At 54.1% G+C, this 23977-nt stretch carries 27 protein-coding genes; 24 read left to right on the top strand and 3 right to left on the bottom strand.

What is annotated here, in order from left to right:
• The first annotated feature begins 44 nt into the window (after positions 1–44).
• The 6 genes from RUM_RS02315 (at position 45) to RUM_RS02290 (ending at position 4436) form a co-directional block, all read left to right on the top strand.
• Positions 45–449, top strand: coding sequence for a hypothetical protein (locus RUM_RS02315; protein WP_015557616.1), 405 nt, complete (start codon positions 45–47; stop codon positions 447–449).
• An 83-nt stretch (positions 450–532) separates the two neighbouring features.
• Positions 533–988, top strand: coding sequence for a YceD family protein (locus RUM_RS02310; RefSeq protein WP_015557615.1), 456 nt, complete (start codon positions 533–535; stop codon positions 986–988).
• Positions 989–1042: 54 nt separating this feature from the next.
• Entirely contained in the window at positions 1043–1228 is a 186-nt protein-coding gene (gene rpmF / locus RUM_RS02305; protein ID WP_015557614.1) for a 50S ribosomal protein L32, read from the top strand.
• 107 nt (positions 1229–1335) lie between these two features.
• A complete protein-coding gene (gene der, locus RUM_RS02300; protein ID WP_015557613.1) occupies positions 1336–2664 on the top strand; it encodes a ribosome biogenesis GTPase Der in 1329 nt (442 codons plus the stop codon).
• A gap of 59 nt (positions 2665–2723) precedes the next feature.
• Positions 2724–3404 carry a glycerol-3-phosphate 1-O-acyltransferase PlsY gene (plsY, locus tag RUM_RS02295; RefSeq protein ID WP_015557612.1) on the top strand — a complete coding sequence of 227 codons (681 nt, stop codon included), beginning with the start codon at positions 2724–2726 and terminating at the stop codon, positions 3402–3404.
• A 12-nt stretch (positions 3405–3416) separates the two neighbouring features.
• A complete protein-coding gene (locus RUM_RS02290; protein WP_015557611.1) occupies positions 3417–4436 on the top strand; it encodes an NAD(P)H-dependent glycerol-3-phosphate dehydrogenase in 1020 nt (339 codons plus the stop codon).
• A 70-nt stretch (positions 4437–4506) separates the two neighbouring features.
• Here RUM_RS02290 and RUM_RS11880 read toward each other — a convergent pair whose 3' ends face one another.
• Positions 4507–5019, bottom strand: a complete 513-nt coding sequence (locus tag RUM_RS11880; protein WP_015557610.1) for a DUF4358 domain-containing protein — start codon at positions 5017–5019, stop codon at positions 4507–4509.
• 55 nt (positions 5020–5074) lie between these two features.
• A complete protein-coding gene (locus RUM_RS02280; RefSeq protein WP_015557609.1) occupies positions 5075–6001 on the bottom strand; it encodes a GDSL-type esterase/lipase family protein in 927 nt (308 codons plus the stop codon).
• A 339-nt stretch (positions 6002–6340) separates the two neighbouring features.
• Here RUM_RS02280 and asnB point away from each other — a divergent pair, with 339 nt between their 5' ends.
• The 4 genes from asnB to RUM_RS11875 are packed head-to-tail and all read left to right on the top strand — an operon-like array spanning position 6341 to position 10613.
• Complete coding sequence (gene asnB / locus RUM_RS02275; RefSeq protein ID WP_015557607.1) at positions 6341–8215, top strand: asparagine synthase (glutamine-hydrolyzing); 1875 nt, start codon at positions 6341–6343, stop codon at positions 8213–8215.
• A 2-nt stretch (positions 8216–8217) separates the two neighbouring features.
• Positions 8218–8886: an HD domain-containing protein gene (locus RUM_RS02270; RefSeq protein WP_015557606.1), complete on the top strand. Its 669-nt coding sequence runs from the start codon at positions 8218–8220 to the stop codon at positions 8884–8886.
• Between the two features lie 51 nt (positions 8887–8937).
• Positions 8938–10020, top strand: a complete 1083-nt coding sequence (gene pyrB, locus RUM_RS02265; protein ID WP_015557605.1) for an aspartate carbamoyltransferase — start codon at positions 8938–8940, stop codon at positions 10018–10020.
• Positions 10021–10043: 23 nt separating this feature from the next.
• Positions 10044–10613, top strand: a complete 570-nt coding sequence (locus tag RUM_RS11875; RefSeq protein ID WP_015557604.1) for a DUF2238 domain-containing protein — start codon at positions 10044–10046, stop codon at positions 10611–10613.
• A gap of 391 nt (positions 10614–11004) precedes the next feature.
• Here RUM_RS11875 and RUM_RS02255 read toward each other — a convergent pair whose 3' ends face one another.
• Positions 11005–11421, bottom strand: a complete 417-nt coding sequence (locus RUM_RS02255) for a GNAT family N-acetyltransferase (RefSeq protein WP_015557602.1) — start codon at positions 11419–11421, stop codon at positions 11005–11007.
• Between the two features lie 344 nt (positions 11422–11765).
• Between RUM_RS02255 and RUM_RS02250 the strand changes: the two genes are divergently transcribed.
• The 14 genes from RUM_RS02250 to RUM_RS02185 all read left to right on the top strand — a co-directional run bounded on the left by RUM_RS02250 (position 11766) and on the right by RUM_RS02185 (position 23762).
• The gene (locus RUM_RS02250) at positions 11766–12056 is read left to right on the top strand and encodes a hypothetical protein (RefSeq protein WP_015557601.1); all 291 of its coding nucleotides are present in this window, start codon (positions 11766–11768) and stop codon (positions 12054–12056) included.
• Positions 12040–12624: a signal peptidase I gene (gene lepB / locus RUM_RS02245; RefSeq protein WP_015557600.1), complete on the top strand. Its 585-nt coding sequence runs from the start codon at positions 12040–12042 to the stop codon at positions 12622–12624. The genes RUM_RS02250 and lepB overlap by 17 nt, the downstream gene beginning before the upstream one ends.
• Positions 12625–12639: 15 nt before the next feature.
• A complete protein-coding gene (locus RUM_RS02240; RefSeq protein WP_015557599.1) occupies positions 12640–15138 on the top strand; it encodes a collagen-binding domain-containing protein in 2499 nt (832 codons plus the stop codon).
• 61 nt (positions 15139–15199) lie between these two features.
• A complete protein-coding gene (locus RUM_RS02235) occupies positions 15200–16759 on the top strand; it encodes an isopeptide-forming domain-containing fimbrial protein (RefSeq protein WP_015557598.1) in 1560 nt (519 codons plus the stop codon).
• An 84-nt stretch (positions 16760–16843) separates the two neighbouring features.
• A complete protein-coding gene (locus RUM_RS02230) occupies positions 16844–17875 on the top strand; it encodes a class C sortase (RefSeq protein ID WP_277352386.1) in 1032 nt (343 codons plus the stop codon).
• A complete protein-coding gene (locus RUM_RS02225; RefSeq protein WP_081459952.1) occupies positions 17757–18731 on the top strand; it encodes a Cna B-type domain-containing protein in 975 nt (324 codons plus the stop codon). Before RUM_RS02230 ends, RUM_RS02225 begins: the two co-directional genes overlap by 119 nt.
• A 62-nt stretch (positions 18732–18793) precedes the next feature.
• On the top strand, positions 18794–19441 hold the full coding sequence (locus tag RUM_RS02220) for a sortase (protein ID WP_015557596.1): 648 nt from the start codon (positions 18794–18796) through the stop codon (positions 19439–19441).
• Positions 19442–19600: 159 nt separating this feature from the next.
• Positions 19601–20233: a TetR/AcrR family transcriptional regulator gene (locus RUM_RS02215; RefSeq protein ID WP_015557595.1), complete on the top strand. Its 633-nt coding sequence runs from the start codon at positions 19601–19603 to the stop codon at positions 20231–20233.
• Between the two features lie 83 nt (positions 20234–20316).
• Positions 20317–20553, top strand: coding sequence for a PF20097 family protein (locus RUM_RS02210; protein WP_015557594.1), 237 nt, complete (start codon positions 20317–20319; stop codon positions 20551–20553).
• Positions 20550–20960, top strand: a complete 411-nt coding sequence (locus tag RUM_RS02205) for a hypothetical protein (RefSeq protein WP_015557593.1) — start codon at positions 20550–20552, stop codon at positions 20958–20960. The genes RUM_RS02210 and RUM_RS02205 overlap by 4 nt, the downstream gene beginning before the upstream one ends.
• A 176-nt stretch (positions 20961–21136) precedes the next feature.
• Complete coding sequence (locus RUM_RS02200; RefSeq protein ID WP_015557592.1) at positions 21137–21778, top strand: TetR/AcrR family transcriptional regulator; 642 nt, start codon at positions 21137–21139, stop codon at positions 21776–21778.
• A 76-nt stretch (positions 21779–21854) separates the two neighbouring features.
• Positions 21855–22481 (top strand): GNAT family N-acetyltransferase, encoded by a 627-nt coding sequence (locus RUM_RS02195; protein ID WP_015557591.1) that lies wholly within the window; start codon positions 21855–21857, stop codon positions 22479–22481.
• Positions 22482–22497: 16 nt separating this feature from the next.
• Positions 22498–23127, top strand: a complete 630-nt coding sequence (locus RUM_RS02190) for a CatB-related O-acetyltransferase (protein ID WP_015557590.1) — start codon at positions 22498–22500, stop codon at positions 23125–23127.
• The gene (locus RUM_RS02185) at positions 23124–23762 is read left to right on the top strand and encodes a CatA-like O-acetyltransferase, family 2 (protein WP_015557589.1); all 639 of its coding nucleotides are present in this window, start codon (positions 23124–23126) and stop codon (positions 23760–23762) included. The genes RUM_RS02190 and RUM_RS02185 overlap by 4 nt, the downstream gene beginning before the upstream one ends.
• Positions 23763–23977: the final 215 nt, after the last annotated feature.

Genomic DNA, 23977 nt, shown 5'->3' with positions numbered 1-23977 from the left:
ATAAAAAACACGAGCTGTCCGCAGGGCGGCGAAAGGAGTATAAAATGATTAAACTGATTACAGGTAAAAAGGGCACAGGCAAAACAAAGATCCTGGTTGATATGATCAACAACGCAGTCAAGGACACCAACGGCGACCTGATCTGCATCGAAAAGGGCGCAAAGCTCACCTACGACATCAGCTACAAGGTTCGTCTGGTTGACTCTGACCGGTTCGCCATCGAGGGCTATGAGGCATTCTATGGCTTTATCGCAGGCATGTTCGCAGGCAACTACGACATCAAGGAGATCTTCATCGACGGCATTCTGAAAATCGGTGGCCCGGACTTCAACGAGCTGGGCAAGATGCTGGAGAAGCTCAACATTCTTTCCGGCAACGATACCCAGATCATTTTCACCATCTCCGCAGACAACAATGAGCTGCCGGAGAGCGTTATGCAGTTTGTGTGATACTTTTTTAAAAAATCCTATTGACAAGCTGTGCGCAATTCTATATAATATAGATTGTGATGCACAAAAAAGGACGGAGCATCATGACATTTCAACTCAAACAACTGTTTCACCGGGAAGGCGATACACTGCCGGTGGATTATGAGATCCCGCCTCAGGCGCTTTCTCAGATCCGGGGTTATCGCTTTGACCAGCCGGTTCATGTAACCGGAACCTTCCGGAACCGGGCAGGGATCGTCACACTGGATCTGACAGTGGACTGTGTCCTGACGGCGGAATGCGACCGTTGTCTGGAGTTGTTTGTCCGGCCGTATTCGTTTTCCTTTACCCATACGGTTGTTTTGTCCGTCAATCGTGATAACGATGAATACATTGTTGCACAGGATGCGCAGTTGGATGTGGATGAGGTCGCTGTGACCGATCTGCTGCTGCAGCTGCCTACAAAGCTGCTTTGCAGAGAAGACTGCAAGGGGCTTTGCATGCACTGCGGCTGCAACTTGAACACATCTTCCTGCGATTGCCAGGGCGGTTTGGCGTAAAGCCATCGTCCCAAAATAAGACTCTTTCCGGGAGTAATGTAAGGAGGTGCCAAAATGGCAGTACCGAAGAATAAAGTCTCCAAGGCGAGACGGAACAAGAGACGTTCCGCAGTATGGAAGCTCGATGCTCCTGCAATGAGCAAGTGCACAAACTGCGGCGCACTGAAGGCTCCGCACAAGGTTTGCAAGGCTTGCGGATTCTACAAGGGCGTTGAGGTTCTGAAGCTGAACGCTGACTAAAACCCAGCAAAGCGATGAGGAGGAGAGGAGCGATCCTTTTCTCCTTTTTGTGTGTATGACCGGTTTGCGATGCACGCCGGATCGTGAAAAAGAAAGGAGAATCAAGCATGGCATTGCCGATCGTTGCAGTAGTAGGGCGCCCCAATGTGGGCAAATCCACCCTGTTCAACAAGCTCATCGGGCAGCGGCTCTCCATCGTGGAGGACACCCCGGGGGTCACCCGTGACCGGATCTACAGCAAGTGCGAGTGGCGGGGGCGAGAATTTATGGTAGTGGATACCGGCGGTATCGAGCCGGACACGGACGACGTGATCCTGGCGCAGATGCGCCGACAGGCTGAGGTCGCCATCCACCGGGCAGACGTGATCGTGCTGGTAACGGACGTGCGCTGCGGCGTCACCGCCAACGACTATGCGGTTGCGGATATGCTCCAGAAAAGCGGTAAGCCCGTGGTGCTGGCGGTGAACAAATGCGACACCATCGGCGAGCCCCCCCTGGAGCTGTATGAATTCTACAATCTGGGCATCGGAGAGCCATTCCCCATCTCCTCTCAGCACGGCCACGGCACCGGAGATATGCTGGACGAGATCCTGAAATACCTGCCCGAAACCGACGCAGAGGACTACGATGAAGACTGCATCAAGGTGGCGGTCATCGGCAAGCCCAATGCCGGGAAATCCTCCCTCATCAACAAAATCGCCGGGGAGGAACGGGTGATCGTGTCCGATATCGCAGGCACCACCCGGGACGCTACGGACACGGTGGTGGAAAATGAGCAGGGCAAGTTCGTGTTCATCGACACTGCCGGCATCCGGAAAAAGTCCCGGATCACCGAGCGGGTGGAGCATTTCAGCGTGCTCCGTGCCTATATGGCAGTGGATCGGGCGGACGTATGCATCATCATGATCGACGCCCAGACCGGCTTTACCGAGCAGGACTCCAAGGTGGCTGGCTACGCCCACGAACAGGGCAAGGCGTCCATCATCGCCGTAAACAAGTGGGATCTGATCGAAAAGGACACCAACACCATGAAGGAATTCCAGGAAAAGCTGGAGAAGGATTTCAGCTTCATGTCCTATGTGCCCTTTGTGTTCATTTCCGCCAAGACCGGGCAGCGGGTCAACAAGCTGTTTGAAATGATCCACTTTGTGGCAAATCAGAACGCCATCCGGATCTCCACCGGCACTTTGAACGATGTGCTGGCATATGCTACCACCCGGGTGCAGCCTCCCTCCGACAAGGGCAGACGGCTGAAGATCTACTATATGACCCAGGTCTCCACCAAGCCCCCCACCTTTGTGACCTTCGTCAACCGGGCGGATCTGTTCCACTTCTCCTACCAGCGGTATATCGAGAACCAGATCCGCACCACCTTCGGGCTGACCGGCACACCCATCCGGTTCGTGATCCGGGAACGGGGCGGCGGAGACCAGTGATTTCCGGCGGCACTGCAAACCGATGCAGAACCGCCTTCAGATGAGGAGCGATCATAACCATGGGACACTTTATTCTGGCAACCTTTCTGGCTGCCCTGCTGGCGTATCTGCTGGGTAGCTGCAACAGTGCCATTCTCTTTTCCAAGCTCATCAAGGGGCAGGATATCCGGGAGCTGGGCAGTCACAACGCCGGGCTTACCAATACCCTCCGGTGCTTCGGCAAGGGCATGGCAGGACTGGTACTGGCAGGGGATCTGCTCAAGGGCGTAGCCGCCGTGCTGCTTGCCCGGCTCATGTGCAGCCTGATGGGCGCAGGACTCCCCTTCCCCAGCGGGGCTGACACCACCTATATCGGCTACATTGCCGGCATCTTCGCCATTCTGGGGCATGTGCGCCCCCTGTATTACGGCTTCCGGGGCGGCAAGGGCGTTCTGGTAGGGGTGTCCATCTTTCTGGTGGTGGATCCCGTCGTATTTGCTGTGCTGATCGGCATCTTTTCCCTGGTGCTGTGGCGCAGCAAATACGTTTCTCTCGGTTCCATCATCGCCACCAGCTTCTGCCCGGTGGTGACCTGCCTGCTGCACCTGTTCGTCTATCACACCTCTGTGATACATACAGTGCTGTATGTAGTACTGTCGGCGATCATGTCCGCCCAGGTCATTTTCATGCACCGCAGCAACATTGAGCGGCTCCGCAACGGCACGGAAAACCGGTTTTCATTCCGCAGTAAAAAAGCATAGGAGGGAACACGCATGGCTAACATTACGATTTTAGGATCCGGCGGCTTTGGCATCGGTCTGGCTGTCATGCTCCACAAGCACGGGCATCATATCACGGTCTGGTCCAAGTTCCAGAAGGAACTGGATGACATCCGCAAAAACGGGGAACAGGTGCAGAAGCTGCCGGGAGTGGTGATCCCACCGGAGATCGGTCTGTCCGCCTCCCTGGAATGCATCCGGGGCAGCGATCTGGTGCTGTTTGGCATTCCCTCCTCCTTTGTGCGCAGCGTGGCACGGGAGGCTTCCCCCTACATCACCTCGGATATGGTGGTGGTGAACACGGGCAAGGGTCTGGAGGAGGGCAGCATGAAGCTGCTCAGCGAGGTGCTCACGGAGGAGATCCCCCAGGCAGCCATTGTGGTGCTGACCGGCCCCTCCCACGCCGAGGAAGTGGGACGGTGCATTTCCACCGCCGTGGTGGCAGCATCCAAAAGCGCCGCTGCCGCCGCTTATGTGCAGGAGACCCTGTCCAACCAGTGCTTCCGGATCTACGAAAACGACGATATCGTAGGCTGTGAGCTGGGAGGCGCTCTGAAAAACATCATTGCCCTGTGCGCCGGCATCTGCGATGGTCTGGGCTACGGGGACAACACCAAGGCTGCCCTGATGACCCGGGGCATCCACGAGATCGCCCGGCTGGGAGTGGCTATGGGGGCGAGAGCTGCCACCTTCTCCGGCCTGGCAGGCATCGGAGATCTGATCGTTACCTGCACCAGCATGCACAGCCGGAACCGCCGGGCAGGCATCCTCATCGGAGAGGGCGTCAAGCCGGAGGATGCGGTCAAGCAGGTGGGCACTGTAGAGGGCTATTTCTGCTGTCATGTGGCATACAAGCTGGCGCAGCAAATGGGTGTGGATATGCCCATCACCGAGCAGCTATACCATGTGCTCTTTGAGGGCAGTGACGTGCGGGATGCCCTGGGCAAGCTCATGTCCCGCCCCAGCCGTCATGAAAACGAGGAGTGCAGCTACCTCAGGGATATGATGAACTAGCTCGTGTTGGCGCTATGCTAAAAGCGGCATCTCAGACGTTCTGAGATGCCGCTTTCGTTTGCCTTGGGGATCAGCCGATGGCCTTGGTGATGATATCGTTTGCCTTGGCGTTGTCCTTGGTGCACACCCAGTACACATAGTTGCCCTTGGTGCTGACGCTGGTGGTGCAGAGCCGGTCGTATTCTTCCTTTACATAATCCTTGAAGGCAGTCTTCTGGGATTCCAGACGCTGATTGACCGCATCCTTCACCTTGTCAGCTTTGCCGTCCGCTGCCAGGATCACGCAGACCTCATCCGCATATGCCGCATTGCCGGACCAGTACACGCCGAATTCCTGGAAATCTCCATCCTCCAGAGAGTACTGGAGCTTCAGATTATCCGCATTGACCTCAATCATTTCGGGAAATTCAATGCCGCTGTCCATGACCTCCTTGCTGATCTGGGCTGGGGTCTTGCTTGCCTGTGCGGTGGAGGAGGTATTGTTTCCGCCCCCGGAGGAGGCGCTGCCGCCGCATGCGGTGCATGCAGACAGGGTCAGTGCCGCTGCGCAGATGAGTACGATCCATTTTTTCTTTGATAACATAATCCATTCTCCTTGTTTCTAGTTGTCACAGCACCCGCCGGGCGCTGTCTGTGTGCTACAGAGGCGTGTGGCGCAACAGATAGTCTACCAGAACCTCGTAGGTCGCCTTGTTGAAGTGCATGCCGTCCTTGCTGGCATCCGCCTCGGGCAGCTTGCCGTCGTTGCCCTTCAGGGCAGTGTTGATATCCAGATAGTGATACCCATACTCGTTCGCCATTTTCAGCAGCTCCGAGTTATAGGTGTTGATGTCCGAGTTCTGGATGGGAGATTCGGACGCATTCTCCCGTCCTGCCGTCACCGGCGGAATGGACATGACGACGATCTCCGTATCCGGGGAAACCTCCTGTACAGCGGAGGTGAATTCGTGGTACTGCTTGAGCATGGTTTCGTTGGAGAGCCATGCAATGCCGTTGCTGCCCAGCATCACATACACATACTTGGGCTGTGCCTGTTCAATGCCCTCCAGGATCGGGATCTTGCCGTATTCCGTTGCCACGGTTTCCGTCATCACACGGGTAATATTCAGTCCGATGGTTGCATAGACCCGGGTCGCCGGTACAAACTGATAGGTGGACAGACCCACGGTAATGGAGTCACCCACGAAGATGCAGTCGTCGAAGTAGTCGGCGGACTTGGCGTCCCGCTCCGGCAGGGGATTTACGTTCTCCGCCGGCGCAGTGGTGGCAGGAGGCTCCGTCTCGGTGGCTTCCGGCTCTGTTGCGACCGGCTCCGTGGTTTCCGGCGCAGACTCGGTGGTGTCCGAAGCGGCTTCGGTGGTGTCGGCGGAGCTTTCCTGGTCCGGATCCATTCCGAACAGGTTGCAGGCAAACATATACAGCCCGAAGCAGGACGCAAACACCACCACCCAGATAAACACGATCACCCCGAACCGGAACCGGAGCCTTGGCCTGCGCTTCCGATTGTGGATCGTATGCTCTGTTTCCTTGCCCCGGCGCCGAGGCGTTCTGCCCGAACCTTCCATACCTGATTCCTTCTCCCGATCGATTCATTCTACACAAGAGGTTGTCCCCAAATTCTTGTGAAACTGCACAGAATCCAGAAAAAGATACTGGGTATTTTCACGATATTTCTGTGCAATCTGACGAAAATCATCCGTGCATACTATGCACAACCCCATTTCTGATCCTCATCCTTCTCATTATACTGGAATCCGTCGGATTTTGCAAGGGTTTTCGGAATAAATCTTGCAATTGCCGCTTAATTATAGTATAATAAAGACGATGCCGCAAAGACGGCATTCCAACAAAAACAAGCCATGCGGGGATTTCCCGCGTTTTTTCAGATGCTAGGAGGCCGAACTATGTGCGGATACACCGGGTTTACCAATCACATTGACAATTCCAACCGGGTCATTGAGGATATGATGGATCAGATCCGTCACCGGGGGCCGGATGCGGCAGGGCGCTATGTGGATGGGGACATTGCACTGGGGCACCGGCGGCTGAGCATCATCGACATTACCGAGCAGGGGGATCAGCCCATCTACAACGAGGACCGCACCAAGGTGCTGGTGTTCAACGGGGAGATCTACAACTACCAGGACATCCGGAAGGATCTGCTGGCGGCAGGGCATGTGTTCCGCACCCAGACCGATTCCGAGGTTCTGATTCACGGCTACGAAGAATACGGGCCGGAGCTGCTGCCCAGGCTGCGGGGCATGTTCAGCTTCGTGATCTGGGACACGGTGAAAAAGGAACTGTTCGGGGCACGGGACTTTTTCGGCATCAAGCCCCTGTACTATGCTGTCATGGGGGAAAGCTTCCTGTTCGGCTCGGAAATCAAGAGCTTTCTGGTGCATCCCCACTTCAAAAAGGAGCTGAACGAAACAGCCCTCGAAAATTATCTGACATTTCAGTATTCCCCCACAGAGGAGACTTTTTTCAAGAACGTATACAAATTGCCGGCTGCCCATTATTTTACTTACGCCAACGGCAAGCTGACCACCAGGCGCTACTGGGAGGTCAAGTTCGATGCGGACAACAAACCCCAACTGGAGGACTGGGTAAACGAGATCTCCGACATTTTCCACAATTCCGTCCAGGCGCATAAAATCGCAGACGTGGAGGTGGGCAGCTTCCTGTCTTCCGGCGTGGATTCCAGCTATGTAGCAGCCATTGCGGACGTGGACAAAACCTTTACCGTTGGGTTTGGGGAGGATGAACGCTACAACGAGATCGGCTGGGCAAAGAATTTTTCCAAAGCCATCGGCAAGGAAAACTACAGCAAGGTCATCACTCCGGAGGAATACTGGGCAAAGCTGCCCAAGATCCAGTACCATATGGATGAACCCCTGGCGGATCCGGCAGCCATCGCACTGTATTTTGTATGCGAACTGGCATCCAGACAGTTGAAGGTAGTGCTGTCCGGAGAAGGGGCGGATGAGATCTTCGGAGGCTACAACGTATACAGCGAGCCAAATTCCACCGCCTACGACAAGCTGCCCAGAGGGCTGCGCCGGGGCATCGGCACCATTGCCGGGAAGCTGCCTGCAAAGCGGGGGGTCAACTTCTTCGTGCGCAAGGGCAAGGATCTGGAGGAGCGGTTCATCGGCAACGCCTACATGTTCACCCCGGCAGAGCGGAGCGCTTTGCTGAAGGCGCCCGGAAAGGCACCGGATCCCACCGTCATCACCAAGCCCTTCTATGACAAGGTAAAGGATCAGGACGATGTGACCAAGATGCAGTACCTGGATCTGCACCTGTGGATGACCGGGGATATCCTGCTGAAGGCGGACAAAATGAGTATGGCAAACTCCCTGGAGCTGCGTGTTCCCTTCCTGGATAAGGAGGTCATGGGGGTAGCAGAGCGGATCCCCACCCGGTACCGGGTGACCCGCACGGAATCCACCGACGCCCACACCCCCTATATCACCAAGTATGCGATGCGGCTGGCAGCAAAGCGGGATACGCCTCCCCAGACTGCCAAAACCGCAGCCAAGAAGAAGCTGGGCTTCCCGGTACCCATCCGGGTATGGCTCAAGGAGGATACCTATTTCAATCTGGTTAAGGATCGCTTTACAAGCCCTGCGGCGGAGCAGTTCTTCCACACAGAAAAGCTGGTATCCCTGCTGGAGGATCACCGTGCCGGAAAGGCGGACAACAGCCGGAAGATCTGGACGGTGTTCATGTTCCTGGTATGGTACGGGGTATACTTTGAAAACGGCGTGAAGGAGTAAGCATGGCAACCGTTGTCACATACAAATACATCAAGCAAAAACCGGACATTATGACCTACATCCGCCGGGCGGATCAGGCTCTGGCAAGCCTGGGGTTTACGGAGCATTCCTTCCCCCATGTGGAAAAGGTGGCGGAGGTTGCCGCCATGATTCTGACAGAGCTGGGCTATGACCAGCGGACGGCGGAGCTTGCCCGGATCGCCGGGATCATGCATGATATCGGCAACGTGATCAACCGGACGGATCATGCCCAGAGCGGTGCCGTCATGGCGTTCCGTCTGCTGGATAAGCTGAGTATGCCGGCGGAGGAGATCTGCTCCATTGTATCCGCCATCGGCAACCACGATGAAGCCACCGCCCAGCCCCTGGACCCCATTTCTGCGGCGCTGATCATTGCAGACAAAACCGACGTGCGCCGGAGCCGGGTGCGGAATGCAGATCTGCTCACCTTTGATATCCACGACCGGGTGAATTACGCCGTAGAGCATGCAGACCTGACCTTCTCCCCGGATAAATCCACCCTGCTGCTGGATCTACAAATCGACACCAAGCTGTCCTCGGTGCTGGAATACTTCGAGATCTTCCTGGAGCGGATGCTCCTGTGCAAGCGTGCATGCACCTTTCTGAATGTGCGCTTTTCAATGCTGGTCAACGGGACAAGCGTCCTGTAGATAAAATTTGCTGTGCCGGAGGTACGGCGGGAATGGAAAAGAGGAATCCCTATGGAAGCAAGCTATCAGCATCTGATCGACCTGAACGATTACCCGGTTTCCTGGTGGAACCAGATCGTGGCACTGGGAGCGGATATCAAGGAGCATCCCCAGCGGTACACCCATGCCTGTGTGGGAAAGGTCATGGCAACCCTGTTCTACGAGCCCTCCACCCGAACCCAGATGTCCTTCCAGGCTGCCATGATCCGGCTGGGAGGCAGCATCATCGGCTTTGACAATCCGGCCACCTCCTCTGTATCCAAAGGGGAAAGCCTGAAGGATACCACCAAGATCGTCAGCAACTATGCGGATATTCTCATCATCCGCCACCCTATGGCAGGAGCGGCAAAGGCAGCAGCTCTCACCACAGACTGCCCGGTCATCAACGCCGGTGACGGGGGGCATCTCCACCCCACCCAGACTCTGACGGATCTGCTGACTCTCCGGGTGGAAAAGGGCAGACTGGATGGACTTACCGTGGGGCTGTGCGGAGATCTGCTCAACGGCAGAACCGTGCACTCCCTGTGCAAGGCGCTGAGCTGCTACAAAAACAACCACTTTGTGCTGATCTCCACCCCGGAGCTGCGGCTCCCCTTCTATGTTAAGGACATCATCAAGGCAAACGGCGGCACCTTTACCGAGGTCAGCTCCCTGGACCAGGTGATCGGCTCTCTGGACGTGCTGTACATGACCCGGATCCAGCAGGAGCGCTTCACCAGCGAGGAAGCATACCTTGCCCAGAAGGATACATATGTGCTGGATGCCAAGAAAATGAGCCGTGCCCGTCCGGATATGATCGTGCTGCATCCCCTGCCCCGGGTGGACGAGATCACCGTAGAGGTGGATCAGGATCCCCGTGCCATGTACTTCAAGCAGGCACACTACGGCATGTATGTGCGCATGGCGCTGATCATGACCATGCTGGAAAACCAGAATCCCTCCCGACTCCTCAAGGGCAAGGTACACAAGGGCGTATGCTGCAAGAATCCCAGCTGTATCACCCAGCAGGAACACTATCTGCCCAAGAGCTTCCGGGGCGAGGGCACTACACTGGAATGTGAATACTGTGACGAGCGCCTGCTGCTGGAGCACTGACGCCAGAGAACAGGAGGCATCTGATGCAAAAGCAGGACACCGGAAAAAAACTGACCGTTTCTCTGATCGTATTGGCGCTGACGGTTCTGGCAGCGATCATCACCCGGCTCACCGGGCTGGAAACCACCAGCGCAAAGCTCATCGGCTCCTTTGCCGCCGTCTTTTTGCTGACCGGAGTGGTATGGCGATTCCCCTTCCGGTTCTACTGCATGGCATTCGGCTTTGAGGTGCTGGCGGCGGTGCTGGGATCGGCACTGAACCTGTACCATTACCTGGGGTTTTACGATAAGTTCGTTCACTACACCAGCGGCATCGTCCTGGCGGAGGGAGGACTGATTCTCATCCACGCCCTTGCCGGGAGGCGGCATACTCCGGCAGAACCGTTGCTGTGCCGACTGTTCTCCATGTTCTTCGCCATCGCCGGTGCCGGCATCTGGGAGATCTACGAGTTCACTGCCGACAACCTGTTGGGCATCAACATGCAGGGGGACAACACCAACACCATGGGAGACATCATCTCCGGCACCCTGGGGGCACTGACCTGGTTCGGCATCCATACGCTGATGCACAAGCGGCAACAGGAAAAGCAATAAAGCGCACCCACGGCGGACAGGTTTCTGTCCGCCCTTTTTGTTTCCGGCATGGATCCAATGAACGGCAGGATCCCTGCCAGAAGCTTTGCATTGCACAATTCCTACCGATATGATATACTATAGACAACACCTCACAAGGCTTGTACGGCAGAAGCTGCGCACAGCCGCCGGGCATGCTTTGCGGGGTGTTGCCTCAACTCAATCCCCCAGGGGAAATAAATCAAGGAGAGCGAAATCATGTGTAATGCGTTTTTCACAAAGCTGTGTGAGCTGCTCAAGTCCTTTTGCGGCTAATCTGTAAAACAGCTGCTGCCCGGTGTACCGGGCGGCTTACATAAGAAAACACTGCCCAGAGCATCGTTCCGGCTCTGGGCAGTGTTTTTCTGTTCGGTCAGTCCACATGGCACATACGCATGAGCCGCTTGGCTTCATTATAAGTAAAGCCGAACCGTTCATAAAAGGGAATCTTGTCCGGCACGGCGCACAGCTCCACGAAAATATCCGTCCCCGGCACGCCGTTTTCCCGGATATATTTCATCAGTTCCTCCAGAAGCAGTCTGCCCACCCCCTGGCGCTGATAAGCGGGCAATACCACCACATCCTTGATATAGTAGTTCATGCCCAGATCTCCCAGCATCCGTGCCATGCCAATAACCTGTTCCCCATCATACACTGCCACACGGAATAACGTGTGCGCCAGGGCAAGCTGCACCTGCTCCCGGGTGGGGGCGCCGTCCCACACGCTTTCCCAGAGCCGGATAAACTCCGCCGCCGTCAATGTATTGTACTGTACTGTCCAGTGGTGCATGTACAAGCCTCCTTACTCCGGCGCATGCCGGGTTTTCTCCATGATAACACTCCGGCTGGTTTCTGTCAACCGAAAACACCGATCATATTTCGCAAGGAAATTACTATTTGTTGTATGCTTTTTCGGTATTACAAAAAAAGCATTAATAAAAAGCAGAGGACACAGTAAACCTGTATATCTGCCTTGTGCAACTTTTGTGCAATCCTACAAACTTTCTTGAGTGCAGTCAGAGCTATTGCATTTTTTGATGCACGGTGCTATAATGAAAACACAATAAAGGAAATGCTCTTGTCCATGCGAAAAACAATTACAATATACTTACAGTAGATTTATTGGAGTCAAGCATGAAACAAAAGGAACTCAGAAAGCTCCGGCGCACAGAACTTCTGGAGCTGATGCTGCAAATGCAGGAGGAGATCGACCAGCTCCGGCAGGAGAACCAGGAACTGAACCAAAAGCTTCTGGATCGGCGGATCACCCTGGAGCAGACGGGCAGCATTGCAGAAGCCGCCCTGAAGCTGAACAAGGTGTTTGAGGCTGCCCAGCAGGCGGCGGAGGATTACCTGAACAGTATCCAGGCAGAACACCCACAGGTGCCAAAGGCGGGAGATGATACCGATGCAGGAACAGAATGAAGCCCGGGGCTTCACTGTCCGGCAGATTGAAGGAGAACTGAAACGGCTGCGACGTAAGCAGAACAGCCGGCGCATCTTCCGGCAGACGGTTTTCTCCCTGCTGGTAGTGGCGGCGGTGGCGGTGCTGGCAGCCATGCTGTTCTTCCCCATCTTCCGGGTCACCGGCTCCAGCATGGAGCCAACACTGCAGCCAAAGGAGATCGTGGTATGCCTCAAAAGCAGCCGGTTTCAGTCCGGGGATCTGGTGGCATTTTACTACAACAACAAGGTGCTGCTGAAGCGGGTCATCGGCACAGCCGGGGACACCATTGAAATCGACGACAGCGGCAACGTATTCGTCAACGGCAGTCAGTTGGACGAGCCTTACATCACGAAAAAAAAACTGGGGCAGTGCGACATCGACTTCCCCTATCAAGTGCCGGACAACCGGATCTTCGTGATGGGGGACAACCGGGAAACCTCGGTGGACAGCCGCACCACAGCGGTTGGCTGCATTGCGGACGAGTATGTGATCGGAAAGGTATTTTTACGGGTCTGGCCCCTGGAGCGACTGGGTTTCCTGGATTAAAGGGAGGTGACAGGAATGCGCAAACAATCGCAGCAGGTCACAGAGATCCTGCATACGCACCGGAATCAGGCACGCTACTTTGCCGTATTCCTGATGCTCTCTGCGCTGGTGATCTCTTTTGTCTGCTCGGCGCTGATGATGCCGGCGGTGAGTATGACAGGGGGAGACCCCAAATACGACAAAGCATATACCATCGAAAACATTCTGTCCAGTTATAATCTGTTTATAGAAAACGACCTGACTACCCACAACCACGTTGTAGGTGCGATGGCTGTAGGAAACGATTATACCGGTAAAAGTGCCAGCGGTGATGCCGCAAAGGCACCCTCTTACGCAAAGAATATTATAGAAGCTTATAATTACAGCTGCGGCGCATATCTGGATGAGGCGGACAAAGAGAACCTTGCATTCTATTATCAAACCAAGGAAGACAATGTATTCCTCGGAACAAACTATGTGCAGGTCACTGATCCGTACATAGATTTTGCGCAAGCCTTTCAGAACATCCGGGCGTGGTCACAGGCGAAAGCAACGGAAACCGGCTCCCATGTATGGGTCGTACAGGCATCCGATCTGACGCAGACATATAATCACACGTCTGGCAAGAAATTGGATATTGATGTGAGCACGGTCACGGCTACGGATATCATAATCCCGAAAAACATTTACGACCAGATCGGATTAATCAACTTCACGAGCAGTACCGGTGCAACAACAGAAAAAATAGTTGATGGAATGGCCAGAAACGGTTATACAATTACAATCCCCGATGTGACAGACACTTATTTCACCTTTGAATACTCCAATGTCGACAAATTCGTTACCGTCAACGAACAGCAATCCTCTAATATGTTTAAAGGTCTTTCAGGTGCGATCCACGGAGGAGAGGCAAACCTGGACGGTGCCAATCTGATCTGGAATTTCCCGGATGCAACGGATGTAAGCGTTAAACATCTAACAGGGCATCTGGTGGCTCCGAATGCAACGGTACAAATCAATTGCCGTGAGGATGGCTCCATCGTCACCGGCGGTAACTTTGAGGGCAATGTCATTGCCAGGAACGCCTTTACCGGCGGCGAGGCTCACTTCTATTCCTACTACGGGCTCAAATCCACCAAGCCCATGGATGTATCCGTGGAAAAGCAGTGGGTAGGTGATCCGGAGGGAACATCCCACGAGGGAGACAATGTCCGGGTTCAGCTTTACAAGAGCCAGGATGCCGTGGAGGATCTGTCCCAGTTGACGGACGCACAAAAGAGCGGCGAACCTATTACCTTAAACAGCACCAACAACTGGGCATATAAGTGGGAAAATGTAGAAAAGGGATACTTCTACTACGTCAAGGAGCTTGATGTTCCGGATGGATACACCGTATCCTACAGCGGCAACGGTTTGAGTACCATCGGTATGATTGTGATTTCCAACACCAACAACACGACAGTCGTCACAACCACAACCGGCACTGGTACAGCTGCTACCACCACAACTGCATCGGACGAATCCACCACAACCACACAAACCACCACAACTACAGAAACCACTACCACCACAACCGTGCAGACCACTACTACCACCGCACCGGCTACCACTACCACGGCGGCTGCAACCACCACCCAGGGCATCCGGATCGGAATACATAAGGTCTGGTCGGATCATGCCACCAACAGCCATGACAGTGACACCGTAGTGGTGGAGATCCACCGTTCCACCAATCCGGCGGACGTGCCAAACCAGGAAAAAATCACCACCATGGCAGTCACCACAACAACCACTGCAACGGTAACCACCACCGGAAAGAGTCCGCCAAGCGGGAACACCGTTCAGTTGGACAATGTAGTATTCGGTACTGAAATTGACCTTTCCGCATTTGACTACACCAACATCACGGAAATCGCTTTGAAGATCAGTGATCTTGCAAGCGGCGGAGATGGACAGGTTCACATCCACCCGAATTATAAATCATATCAGTTTGCAGATGCGGAGTCGGATGGATTGATCCATATAAAGCTGACACCGCCAACTAGTTCAAAACTCATAATATATCGGTATAACGGTACTGGCACATTGGAAAGTGTGTTCCTATACTTCAACACCACTTCCCAACAGGGCATGGACAGCATTAAACCGGTTCTGGCGGCGGCAAACGGATCCTCCTCCCCCACCTGGGTGCAGAATCTGGAGATCCGGAAAGACACCGGCTGGACGGCAACGGCTGAAAACCTGCCCGCAACAGATGCAGACGGAAATCCCTACTACTATTGGGCGGTGGAAAAGGACTTCAGCGGTTATGACGCAAGCTATCTGTACGAGAACAGTCCGGGCGACAAGTACATCACCGGCAAGGACGGCAGCATCACTGTGTGCAATACCCCAAGCAAAACCACCGGCGTTGTGATGCCCTCCACCGGCGGCTCCGGCACCTTCGCCCATCGGCTCATCGGCATTTCCCTGATGACCGCCGCCGCAGGCCTCTTCGTTCTGCGAAGGCAAAAACAGTTCCGTTCCTCAGCCTAAGGGCATTGAATAAACAAGCATATCCAAACAAAACATTCAAATTCAGAAAGGAATTGATCTTATGAAAAAGTCCAGTAAATTTGCAGCCATCGCACTTGCAGCATGCATGGTAGCTCCCATGGCTATGGTAGCAGTCCCCTTTACCGCATCCGCCGCATCCATTGAAATCACCGGCATCGGCGCGGAGCAGCATGATTTTGAAATATACCAGATTTTCAAGGGCGATCTTGTAAACGGCAAGCTCAGCAATCTGGTTTGGGCTGATGGCATTACCGCATATAACAGCGCAGCAGTTACAGCCGGTGCAAAGGTGGACGACGCCATTGTATCCGCAATGAGCGGTACAGATGCAAGAAGCATTGTCAGCATGATCACGCTGGGTACCGCATGCAAAACTGTTTCTTCGAGCAGCCCCAATCTGACAATCGACGGGCTGGAGGACGGCTACTACGTTGTGAAGGACGTCACCAACCTGGACGACAAAGATGATGCCAACTCCGCTTGGATCGTACAGGTTGCCGGAGAAGCACACGTTGCCGTCAAGACTGCAAAACCCACAGTGGACAAGCAGATCCAGGACGAAGCCGCAGACAAGGACACCAACAGCACAGATGCAGAGGGTTGGGGCGAAACTGCGGATCATGCCATCAACGAGCAGTTCCAGTTCAAGCTGACTGCGAAAATTCCGGCAAATGACCAGATCAAAGCATATGATGCATATAAACTGGTGTTCCACGACAGCATGAGCGCAGGCGTTACCTTTGACAGCATTGCCAGCGTAACCGTTGCAGGCAACCCCGTTACGGCTTATACAGAAACCGCTACTGGCGCTGCCGATAAGGCAGGTCTGTCCTGGGAATTGACCATTAACGATGTAAAGCCCTTGGTTCCCTCCAGCATCACCTGGGGCGAACAGGAAATCGTGGTCGAGGTTGTGTATAACGCACACTTGAACGAAAACGCTATCGTTTCCAAGAGTGATGTTACCGACGGAGACAAGGATCATGTCAACAACAACAAGGTATACCTGGAATACTCCAACAACCCGGATTCCACTGGCACTGGCACAAGCCAGACCGGTAAAACACCGGAGGATTACGTTTGGGCATTCACCTACGGCGTGGACAACACCAAGTACAAGAATGAAGCGCTCGCCGGCAATGAACTGCAGAATGCCGGATTCCGGCTCTACGATGCAGCAGGCACCACCGAAATCGGTCTGATCTTTGACACAACAAAGAATGCATACCGTCCCATCAAGTCCGGCGAAGCCGCTGCGGAAATGAAGTCCGCCGCTGACGGTAAATTTAACATCATCGGTCTGGATGCCGGTACATACACCCTCCGTGAGACCACCACACCCACCGGCTACAACACCTGCGCTGATGTGCAGATTGTGATTGCGGCAGCCCACAATGAGAGCGCATCCGGCACAGCAGCCAACCTGGCACTGACCGGCAGCAAGAATATGGACAACGATATCGTCAACAAGGAAGGCTCCACACTGCCCTCCACCGGCGGTATCGGTACCACCATCTTCTACGGTCTGGGCGGCGTTCTGGTGCTCGGCTCCGGCGTGGCACTGATTACCAAGAAGAGAATGAAGAAGGACGAAGAATAATCCGACCCACCCGGCGCAGCGTCAGGCTGCTCCGTGAAAATCTAAGCTTGCCCGCAGGAATCCCCTGCGGGTGAGCATTAGGGAGTGTTCCATAAGTTGAAGACAGCAAAAAAGAAAAAGCACGGCTGGATCGCCACGCTCATTCTCATCCTGTTTTTTCTTGTGGGACTCTCCGTGATGCTCTATCCGACTGTCAGCGATTACTTGAACACCAAGCATCAAAGCTACGCCATTGCCCGGTACGACGAAACCATGAACAGCATGTCCCAGGAGGATTACAGCGCCATGTTCCAGGCCGCAGAGGATTACAACCAGCGGCTCAAGGCCACCGGTGCTCCCCTGAACAGCTACCAGGATGTACCCGGCTATGCGGATGCGCTGAACATTGCCGGTTCCGGGATCATGGGGTATATCACCATCCCCCAGATCCAGGTGCAGTTGCCCATTTACCACGGCACCAGCGAGGAGGTGCTGAACGTGGCGGTGGGACATCTGGAAGGCACCACGCTGCCCATCGGGGGCAGATCCACCCACGCCATTCTATCCGCCCATCGGGGGCTGCCCTCAGCCAAGCTGTTCAGCGACCTGGACAAGCTGGTGGTGGGGGATGTGTTTACGGTCACCATTCTGAACCAGGTGCTGACCTATCAGGTGGACAAAATCGAGATCGTAGAGCCACAGGCGGTGAACCGGCTTGCCATCCAGGAAGGGGAGGATTACATCACCCTGCTGACCTGCACCCCCTACGGAGTGAATACCCACCGACTATTGGTGCGGGGCAGACGGATCGAAAACGCCGCACCGGAGCTGAACGTCCGGGTATCCGCTGACGCAGTGCAGCTGGAGCCGGGGATGATCGCTGCTATTCTGGGGGGCGCATTGATGCTGCTGCTGTTTGTCGGCTCCATGCTGAGCAGCACCTTGCAGCAAGCACACGAAAAGAAAACCAGAGCGCAGAAGCAGCGCCTGGAAACAGAACTAAAGGCTGGTGAGAAGCATGACACGAATCAAACCCATCCGGACAGCGGTGATATTTACCCTGCTATGCAGTCTGGTGCTCCTGTGTGCCGAGATGACCGGGGTGCATGCAGCAGCAAAGGGCCGACTGACCATTGACAGTAAATCTGCAAACATTCCCGTTACGGACATGTACTGGCAGGTGTTCCGGGTGGCGGATGTGCCCAAGGGGGATACTCTGGAGTTGACCGGTGCTTTTGCCGGACTGCCGGTGAAGCCGGATCTCAGCACGGAGGATGGAGCCCGCACTGCCGCCTCCACCCTGGAAGCATACGCAGTGGCTTATGGCATTACACCGGATTTTTCCGCTGTTGCATCCTCCGACGGCACGGTTACTGCCGAAAACCTGGAGACCGGGTATTACCTGGTGCTGGGGGAACCGCTGAAGGATGAAAACGGCATGTACCTGTCCGTACCCACACTGCTTTGCATTGCAGACGGCGGGCAGTATGACAATCCGGACTGGAGTCTGGACAGAACCATTGTGCCGAAGATCCGGCTCATCAGTGGTGCGGAATATCACAGTCAAACGGATCGTACCGTGCAGAAAATCTGGGTAAATGCGGACAAGACGCCGGAGATCCGGGTGCGGCTGTACCGGGGCGGCACACTGTATGACACCCAGACCCTGAACGATGCAAACAACTGGGAATATACCTGGAGCAAGCTGGACAACACCAGCCGCTGGACAGTGATCGAGGAACAGGTGCCGGGGGATTGCACCGTCAGCTATACTCAGCAGCAGGTCAAATCCGGCAAGACATACAAAGAGGCATTCACCGTCACCAACACCGGCAGTACAACGGTAGTGACCACCAGTCGGAACACCGGCTCCAACAACACGGGCAAGCTGCCCCAGACCGGACAGCTCTGGTGGCCCATTCCCCTGCTGGTGCTGGGAGGATCGGGACTGTTGGCACTGGGCTGGCGGATCACCCGGAAGAAGCGATCGTAATGCATCAACACCCCACGGAGCAAGGCTTTGTGGGGCGTTGCCATATATGGATAGGAGCAAGCATGAAACACAAACGAGCCGGACGGCTCTGCATGCTGGCAGGAGCACTGTGCATCCTGCTGGGGGCAGGGCTCACCGGGTATAACCTGTATACGGATCAGGCAGCGGAGGAACAGTCGGAACAGGTGCTGGCGCAGCTGCGCACCTCCTGTAGCCTGCCTGCTCTGGAAGAGCCGGTATCCGGCGTGACGGAGCCGGCAGAGCCCATGGAAATCTATCCTGCACAGGAGGAGGCATCCCTGGTCATTGATGGGGAGCGATACATCGGAGTCCTGCAGATCCCGGCGCTGGGGGTGGAACTGCCGGTGCGGCAGGAACTGAGCAAGCAGGGATTGAAAAAGACCCCCTGCCGGTATAAGGGATCGGCGGAAAGCCGGGATCTGCTGATCGCCGCCCACAACTATTCCCGGCACTTCGGCAGGATCGGGCAACTGGTCAGCGATGATATCATCCGGTTCATCGACCTGTCCGGCAGAGTATATATCTACCAGGTGGACCAGACCCAGATCATTGACGGCTATGATATGGAAGAAATGTTTGCCGGTCAGTGGGACATGACCCTGTTCACCTGCACGCTGGGAGGCAAAAGCCGGGTCACCGTCCGGTGCAGCCTGCTTTGTCGGGTGACGCCCTGGGGCGATACGATATAAAAACAAGGAGAGGAGCATGTGCACCTCTCCTTTTCTGTTTTCCATAGAAAAAATGTTGCGCAAAAATATCCGAAATTTTTAAAAGCCCCTTGACAAGTAACCGTTCGGTTGCTATAATATAAGTAACCGAACGGTTACTATAGATCAAGGAGTGAGATCATGGCAGGAGATACAAAGGAACGCATCCTGGAAACCGCCCTTGCATTATTTGCGCAGAGCGGTTATCTGGGAACATCTATGCATGACATTGCCAAGGAACTGGGGATCACCAAAGGCGCTTTGTATAAGCACTACGCAAGCAAGCAGGAGATTTTGGACAGCATTGTGGAACGGATGAATAAAATGGACTATGAACGTGCCGAAGCATATGAAATGCCAGAAACAGAGCCGGACGGCTTTGCGGAGGCTTATCTGCACACGCCGATTGCAAAGATCCGAACATACAGCATGGCACAGTTTGACCATTGGACGAAAGAACCGTTCTCCTCGAATTTTCGCAAGATGCTGACCCTGGAGCAATACCGGGATCCAAAGCTCGCACAGCTTTATCACGATTATCTGGCAACCGGGCCCACCAAGTACATGGCGGCGATTTTCCGAAAGCTGACGGATTCCGATGATGCCGCTATGCAGCTGGCGCTGGAATTCTATGGTCCCATGTTCCTGCTTTACAGTGTTTACGATGGAGCAAACGAAAAAGAAAGCGTTGCGCCGATGCTGTGTGCACATATTGACCGCTTTATCGCCAAGATTGAATCCGGCTACAGAAAGCCCCACGCCGAAGGAGCATGATGCTTCACAATGACGGGCAGACGGAAACGCAAATACCGTACTGGATATACAGCACACTGCAATCAGAATTGGAGGGATTTATTATGCTGTGTCCGAAATGCGGAAAAGAAATGAGAAAGGGCTATTTGTTCAGCAGCAAGGACGGTGCGTTCAGCTTTGCAAATGAAGTGCCGGGTGCCTTGGAAAATGCCAAGCATGCAGAAGGCTTTGTGAAGCTCACCGGGCTGAAGGTGGGGGGACGAACCAGCGTCCCTGCCTGCTGCTGCGATGCATGCAGAGTGGTCATTCTGCAATACAGAAAGGAGGCTGAGGAACTATGAAGCTTTATTTTGGAAATGCTGTCACAACAGCGACCACGCTTATGATTCTGGCACTGCTGGGATTTATCGGCTATTCCATCTTCCACCGTGTAAATATACAGTATTGGGGACGCCGGAGCGTTATCCTGCTGGTATTCGGTCTTGTGATCTGCTGCTTTGCATCGGCACGGGACGGTCTGGACAAGACCATACAGCACGCCATCGATGGCAGCTGCGCACCGGGACTGTTCCCCCTCATCAGCATTCCTACCATCGTGGGCTGCATTGGCGCATTTCTGATTATCGTTGCCGCCATTGCCACGCCCATTGCAAAGACGCAGCAGGCACGCCAGGTCTGGTTCTATGTCATGTCCGGCGGTGCGATGCTGAAAATCGTGACCATGGAAATCGCACGGATCATCCTCTGAGGAGGAAGGAGCATGTTCTCATGCCACTCGTTGATCCGTCCCGATGGACAGGTGCAGCTTCCGCCGCAAGCCATAGCCATGCTGCGGTGCAGGAAATCATGTAAGCGTATCCGCTTGACATTTCGCCAAAAATGACTATAATAAAACTAACGAATATTAGTTAGCGAGGTTTGGTCATGAAACAGGAGGATACAACCCAGAGAATTTGGGATAAGGCTTTGGAACTGTTCTCTACGCAGGGATACGATTCCGTCAGCGTAGGAGAAATTGCAAAAGCGGTGGGCATCAAAGCGCCCTCGCTTTATAACCACTTCCCAAGTAAGCAGGCTATTTTTGACGCCATTGTGAAATCCACGGCGGCGCAGTATGAAGCAGATACCGATAAGATTCACATCCATGTGCAGAATGTGCAAAGGGATATTCCGGTTTTCACGGAGATCACCGAGGATGCACTGTTTGAAAAGGTGCGGCAAATCTTCGAGTATTCTCTCCACAATGATACCATCAGCCGCTTTCGCCGTATGATGACCATTGAGCAATTCCGCTCGCCGGAGTTGGCAGCACTCTACTCCAAACGATATGTGGAGCGCATCCTGCACTATCACGCCGGTATTTTCCGTGCTCTGATCGCAACCGGCGAAATTGCGGCAGAAGATCCGGATGCACTTGCCATGATGTATGTAGCCCCGGTCATTACGCTCATCGGCGTCTGCGACCGCCAGCCGGAAAGAGAACCGGAATGTTTGGAGATGCTTCAAAGCCATGTTCGCCTCTTTTTTCGTATGGTGCATGGCGGCGGTTCACAGAGGAGCGTGTAAGCCGGAGAAACGGCGCTTCTGCTCAAGCACAGAATTTTCAAACGAAAAATAGGAATCAGAAATAAGGAGATCAGTCATGTCACAAAAGAATATTACCATTTGTCTGGAAACCGAAGGCGATTACAAAGCCGTTGAGAACCTGACCCGTGAGGCATTTTGGAATGTCTACCGCCCCGGCTGCATGGAGCACTACGTGCTGCACTGCTATCGGAATGACCCGGCGTTTGTGCCGGAGCTGGACTTTGTGATGGAGCTGGACGGCGAACTGATCGGACAGATCATCTATGTGCGATCGGAAATTGATTGCGACGACGGGCGAAAGGTGCCGATCATGACCTTCGGCCCCATTGGCATTGCGCCTGCATACAAGCGGCAGGGCTTCGGAAAGCAGCTACTGGACTATTCCATGGAAAAGGCTCGGGAAATGGGCGCAGGTGCCCTGGCTATTACCGGTAACATTTTGTTTTACGGCAAGTCCGGCTTCGTGCCGGCTAAAACCAAGGGCGTGCGCTATGCCGATGACCCGGAGGCAGATTATTTTCTCATCAAGGAGCTGACCCCGGGATTTCTGGAGGGCATTTCCGGCACCTACAAGGATCCGGAGGGCTATTTTGTCTGTGAGAAAAATCCGGAAGCCTTTGAACAGTTTGAAGCCACATTTCCGAAGAAGGAAAAGCTGACGCTGCCGGGGCAATTGTTCTGAACAGGAGGCGCGCAAAATGAAAAACAAAGTCTACCCCCGTCCCCACGATAAGCAGATCGTGTATCTGAAGGACGTGATCACAAAGCCAAATATCGAAGTCGGCGACTATACGATCTACAACGATTTCGTCCACGATCCCTGTGATTTTGAGAAGAACAATGTGCTGTATCACTACCCTGTCAACGGGGATAAACTGAAAATCGGAAAATTCTGCTCCATCGCCTGCGGCGCAAAATTTCTGTTTACCAGCGGAAACCATTCCATGCAGTCCCTGTCTACCTACACTTTCCCCATTTTCTTTGACGAGTGGGATCTGGATGCGAAAAACATCTGTGCCGCATGGGACAACAAGGGCGACACTATAATCGGCAACGATGTGTGGATCGGCTATGAGGCAGTCATCATGCCGGGCGTAAAAATCGGTGACGGTGCAATCATCGGTACGCATGCTGTAGTAACAAAGGATGTGCCACCCTACACCATTGTGGGTGGCGTTCCCGCAAAGCCCATCCGCAAGCGATTTGACGATGCAACCATCGAGAAGCTGGAAGCCCTGCGCTGGTGGGATTGGAACGAGAAAAAAATAAAGCGTAATATCTCTGCGATTCAATCGGGAGATCTTGCAGCTTTGGAGCGTGCAGAATGAAACCCACTGTGATCGATCCGAAATTAACCACCCGTGCATCAGCATTTGACCTCTGGATGCATGCACCGAACCCTATGGTGACTTTTTTCAAGACGATGGATGTTACGCCGCTGATCCGGCTCAGTCGCAAACGGGGCTATAAGTTCAATATGCTCCTTTGTTGGTGCATCGGCAAGGCAGCAAGCCAGGTCAGAGAGTTTTATCTGCTCCCGGTGGGATGCGAACTGCTGCAATATGACAGCATTGCGGTCAATACCATTGTGAAAAACAAGACCGGTCAGGTCAGCTCCTGCGATGTGCCCTTCTCGGACAGTCTTGCCGGGTTCAACGTTGACTATCTGCGCCTGACATGCCAGGTGGCGGAACGCTGCGAAAATCACGATCTGACAGACAGCATGGTGATCGGTACATCCGCCATTGTGGATACCGAAATCGACGGGGCTGTCGGCATGAACAGCGGCATTTTCAACAACCCGTTCATCATCTGGGGCAAATATCACAGGGGGCTTTTCCGGACGACGCTGAAGCTGTCGTTTCAGTTCCACCACACCCAGATGGACGGTGCGCATGCGGGGCGGTTTTTGCAAGGCTTGCAGGAAATCATCTTCGCTCTGGAAGGATACAGGGGGATTTGAATGGAATCGGGAAGGCTGGAGAGTGATCGGAATATAAACGGACGTTCTTTTCGGTTTATCCCGCCCAAGCGATTGCGTATGGTTCCATTTCATAGTGTAACCAGCGACTTGATTTACGATGAATTTAGCTTGAACTGGGCAAAAATAACGGTCACACTCCCGATGGGGAATGTGACCGTTTGATGTTTTTAGAGGTGTTCCAAGCTTAATGCAAA

It is taken from the genome of Ruminococcus champanellensis 18P13 = JCM 17042, assembly GCF_000210095.1.
Classification (GTDB): Bacteria; Bacillota; Clostridia; order Oscillospirales; family Ruminococcaceae; genus Ruminococcus_F; species Ruminococcus_F champanellensis.
Note: the sequence above shows the minus strand (reverse complement) of the source record. Positions and strands in the feature narration are given on the sequence as shown.

Excerpts from the sequence above, each read along its gene's own strand:
- RUM_RS02215 (WP_015557595.1), top strand. The coding sequence starts at position 19,601 with ATGGCAGGAGATACAAAGGAACGCATCCTGGAAACCGCCCTTGCATTA.
- RUM_RS02310 (WP_015557615.1), top strand. The coding sequence starts at position 533 with ATGACATTTCAACTCAAACAACTGTTTCACCGGGAAGGCGATACACTG.
- RUM_RS02255 (WP_015557602.1), bottom strand. The coding sequence starts at position 11,421 with ATGCACCACTGGACAGTACAGTACAATACATTGACGGCGGCGGAGTTT.
- RUM_RS02240 (WP_015557599.1), top strand. The coding sequence starts at position 12,640 with ATGCGCAAACAATCGCAGCAGGTCACAGAGATCCTGCATACGCACCGG.
- RUM_RS02190 (WP_015557590.1), top strand. The coding sequence starts at position 22,498 with ATGAAAAACAAAGTCTACCCCCGTCCCCACGATAAGCAGATCGTGTAT.
- RUM_RS02270 (WP_015557606.1), top strand. The coding sequence starts at position 8,218 with ATGGCAACCGTTGTCACATACAAATACATCAAGCAAAAACCGGACATT.
- RUM_RS11875 (WP_015557604.1), top strand. The coding sequence starts at position 10,044 with ATGCAAAAGCAGGACACCGGAAAAAAACTGACCGTTTCTCTGATCGTA.
- RUM_RS02250 (WP_015557601.1), top strand. The coding sequence starts at position 11,766 with ATGAAACAAAAGGAACTCAGAAAGCTCCGGCGCACAGAACTTCTGGAG.
- RUM_RS02225 (WP_081459952.1), top strand. The coding sequence starts at position 17,757 with ATGACACGAATCAAACCCATCCGGACAGCGGTGATATTTACCCTGCTA.
- rpmF (WP_015557614.1), top strand. The coding sequence starts at position 1,043 with ATGGCAGTACCGAAGAATAAAGTCTCCAAGGCGAGACGGAACAAGAGA.
- RUM_RS02290 (WP_015557611.1), top strand. The coding sequence starts at position 3,417 with ATGGCTAACATTACGATTTTAGGATCCGGCGGCTTTGGCATCGGTCTG.
- RUM_RS02195 (WP_015557591.1), top strand. The coding sequence starts at position 21,855 with ATGTCACAAAAGAATATTACCATTTGTCTGGAAACCGAAGGCGATTAC.
- RUM_RS02235 (WP_015557598.1), top strand. The coding sequence starts at position 15,200 with ATGAAAAAGTCCAGTAAATTTGCAGCCATCGCACTTGCAGCATGCATG.
- RUM_RS11880 (WP_015557610.1), bottom strand. The coding sequence starts at position 5,019 with ATGTTATCAAAGAAAAAATGGATCGTACTCATCTGCGCAGCGGCACTG.
- der (WP_015557613.1), top strand. The coding sequence starts at position 1,336 with ATGGCATTGCCGATCGTTGCAGTAGTAGGGCGCCCCAATGTGGGCAAA.
- RUM_RS02315 (WP_015557616.1), top strand. The coding sequence starts at position 45 with ATGATTAAACTGATTACAGGTAAAAAGGGCACAGGCAAAACAAAGATC.
- RUM_RS02280 (WP_015557609.1), bottom strand. The coding sequence starts at position 6,001 with ATGGAAGGTTCGGGCAGAACGCCTCGGCGCCGGGGCAAGGAAACAGAG.
- pyrB (WP_015557605.1), top strand. The coding sequence starts at position 8,938 with ATGGAAGCAAGCTATCAGCATCTGATCGACCTGAACGATTACCCGGTT.
- asnB (WP_015557607.1), top strand. The coding sequence starts at position 6,341 with ATGTGCGGATACACCGGGTTTACCAATCACATTGACAATTCCAACCGG.
- RUM_RS02205 (WP_015557593.1), top strand. The coding sequence starts at position 20,550 with ATGAAGCTTTATTTTGGAAATGCTGTCACAACAGCGACCACGCTTATG.
- RUM_RS02210 (WP_015557594.1), top strand. The coding sequence starts at position 20,317 with ATGCTGTGTCCGAAATGCGGAAAAGAAATGAGAAAGGGCTATTTGTTC.
- plsY (WP_015557612.1), top strand. The coding sequence starts at position 2,724 with ATGGGACACTTTATTCTGGCAACCTTTCTGGCTGCCCTGCTGGCGTAT.
- RUM_RS02220 (WP_015557596.1), top strand. The coding sequence starts at position 18,794 with ATGAAACACAAACGAGCCGGACGGCTCTGCATGCTGGCAGGAGCACTG.
- RUM_RS02200 (WP_015557592.1), top strand. The coding sequence starts at position 21,137 with ATGAAACAGGAGGATACAACCCAGAGAATTTGGGATAAGGCTTTGGAA.
- RUM_RS02185 (WP_015557589.1), top strand. The coding sequence starts at position 23,124 with ATGAAACCCACTGTGATCGATCCGAAATTAACCACCCGTGCATCAGCA.
- lepB (WP_015557600.1), top strand. The coding sequence starts at position 12,040 with ATGCAGGAACAGAATGAAGCCCGGGGCTTCACTGTCCGGCAGATTGAA.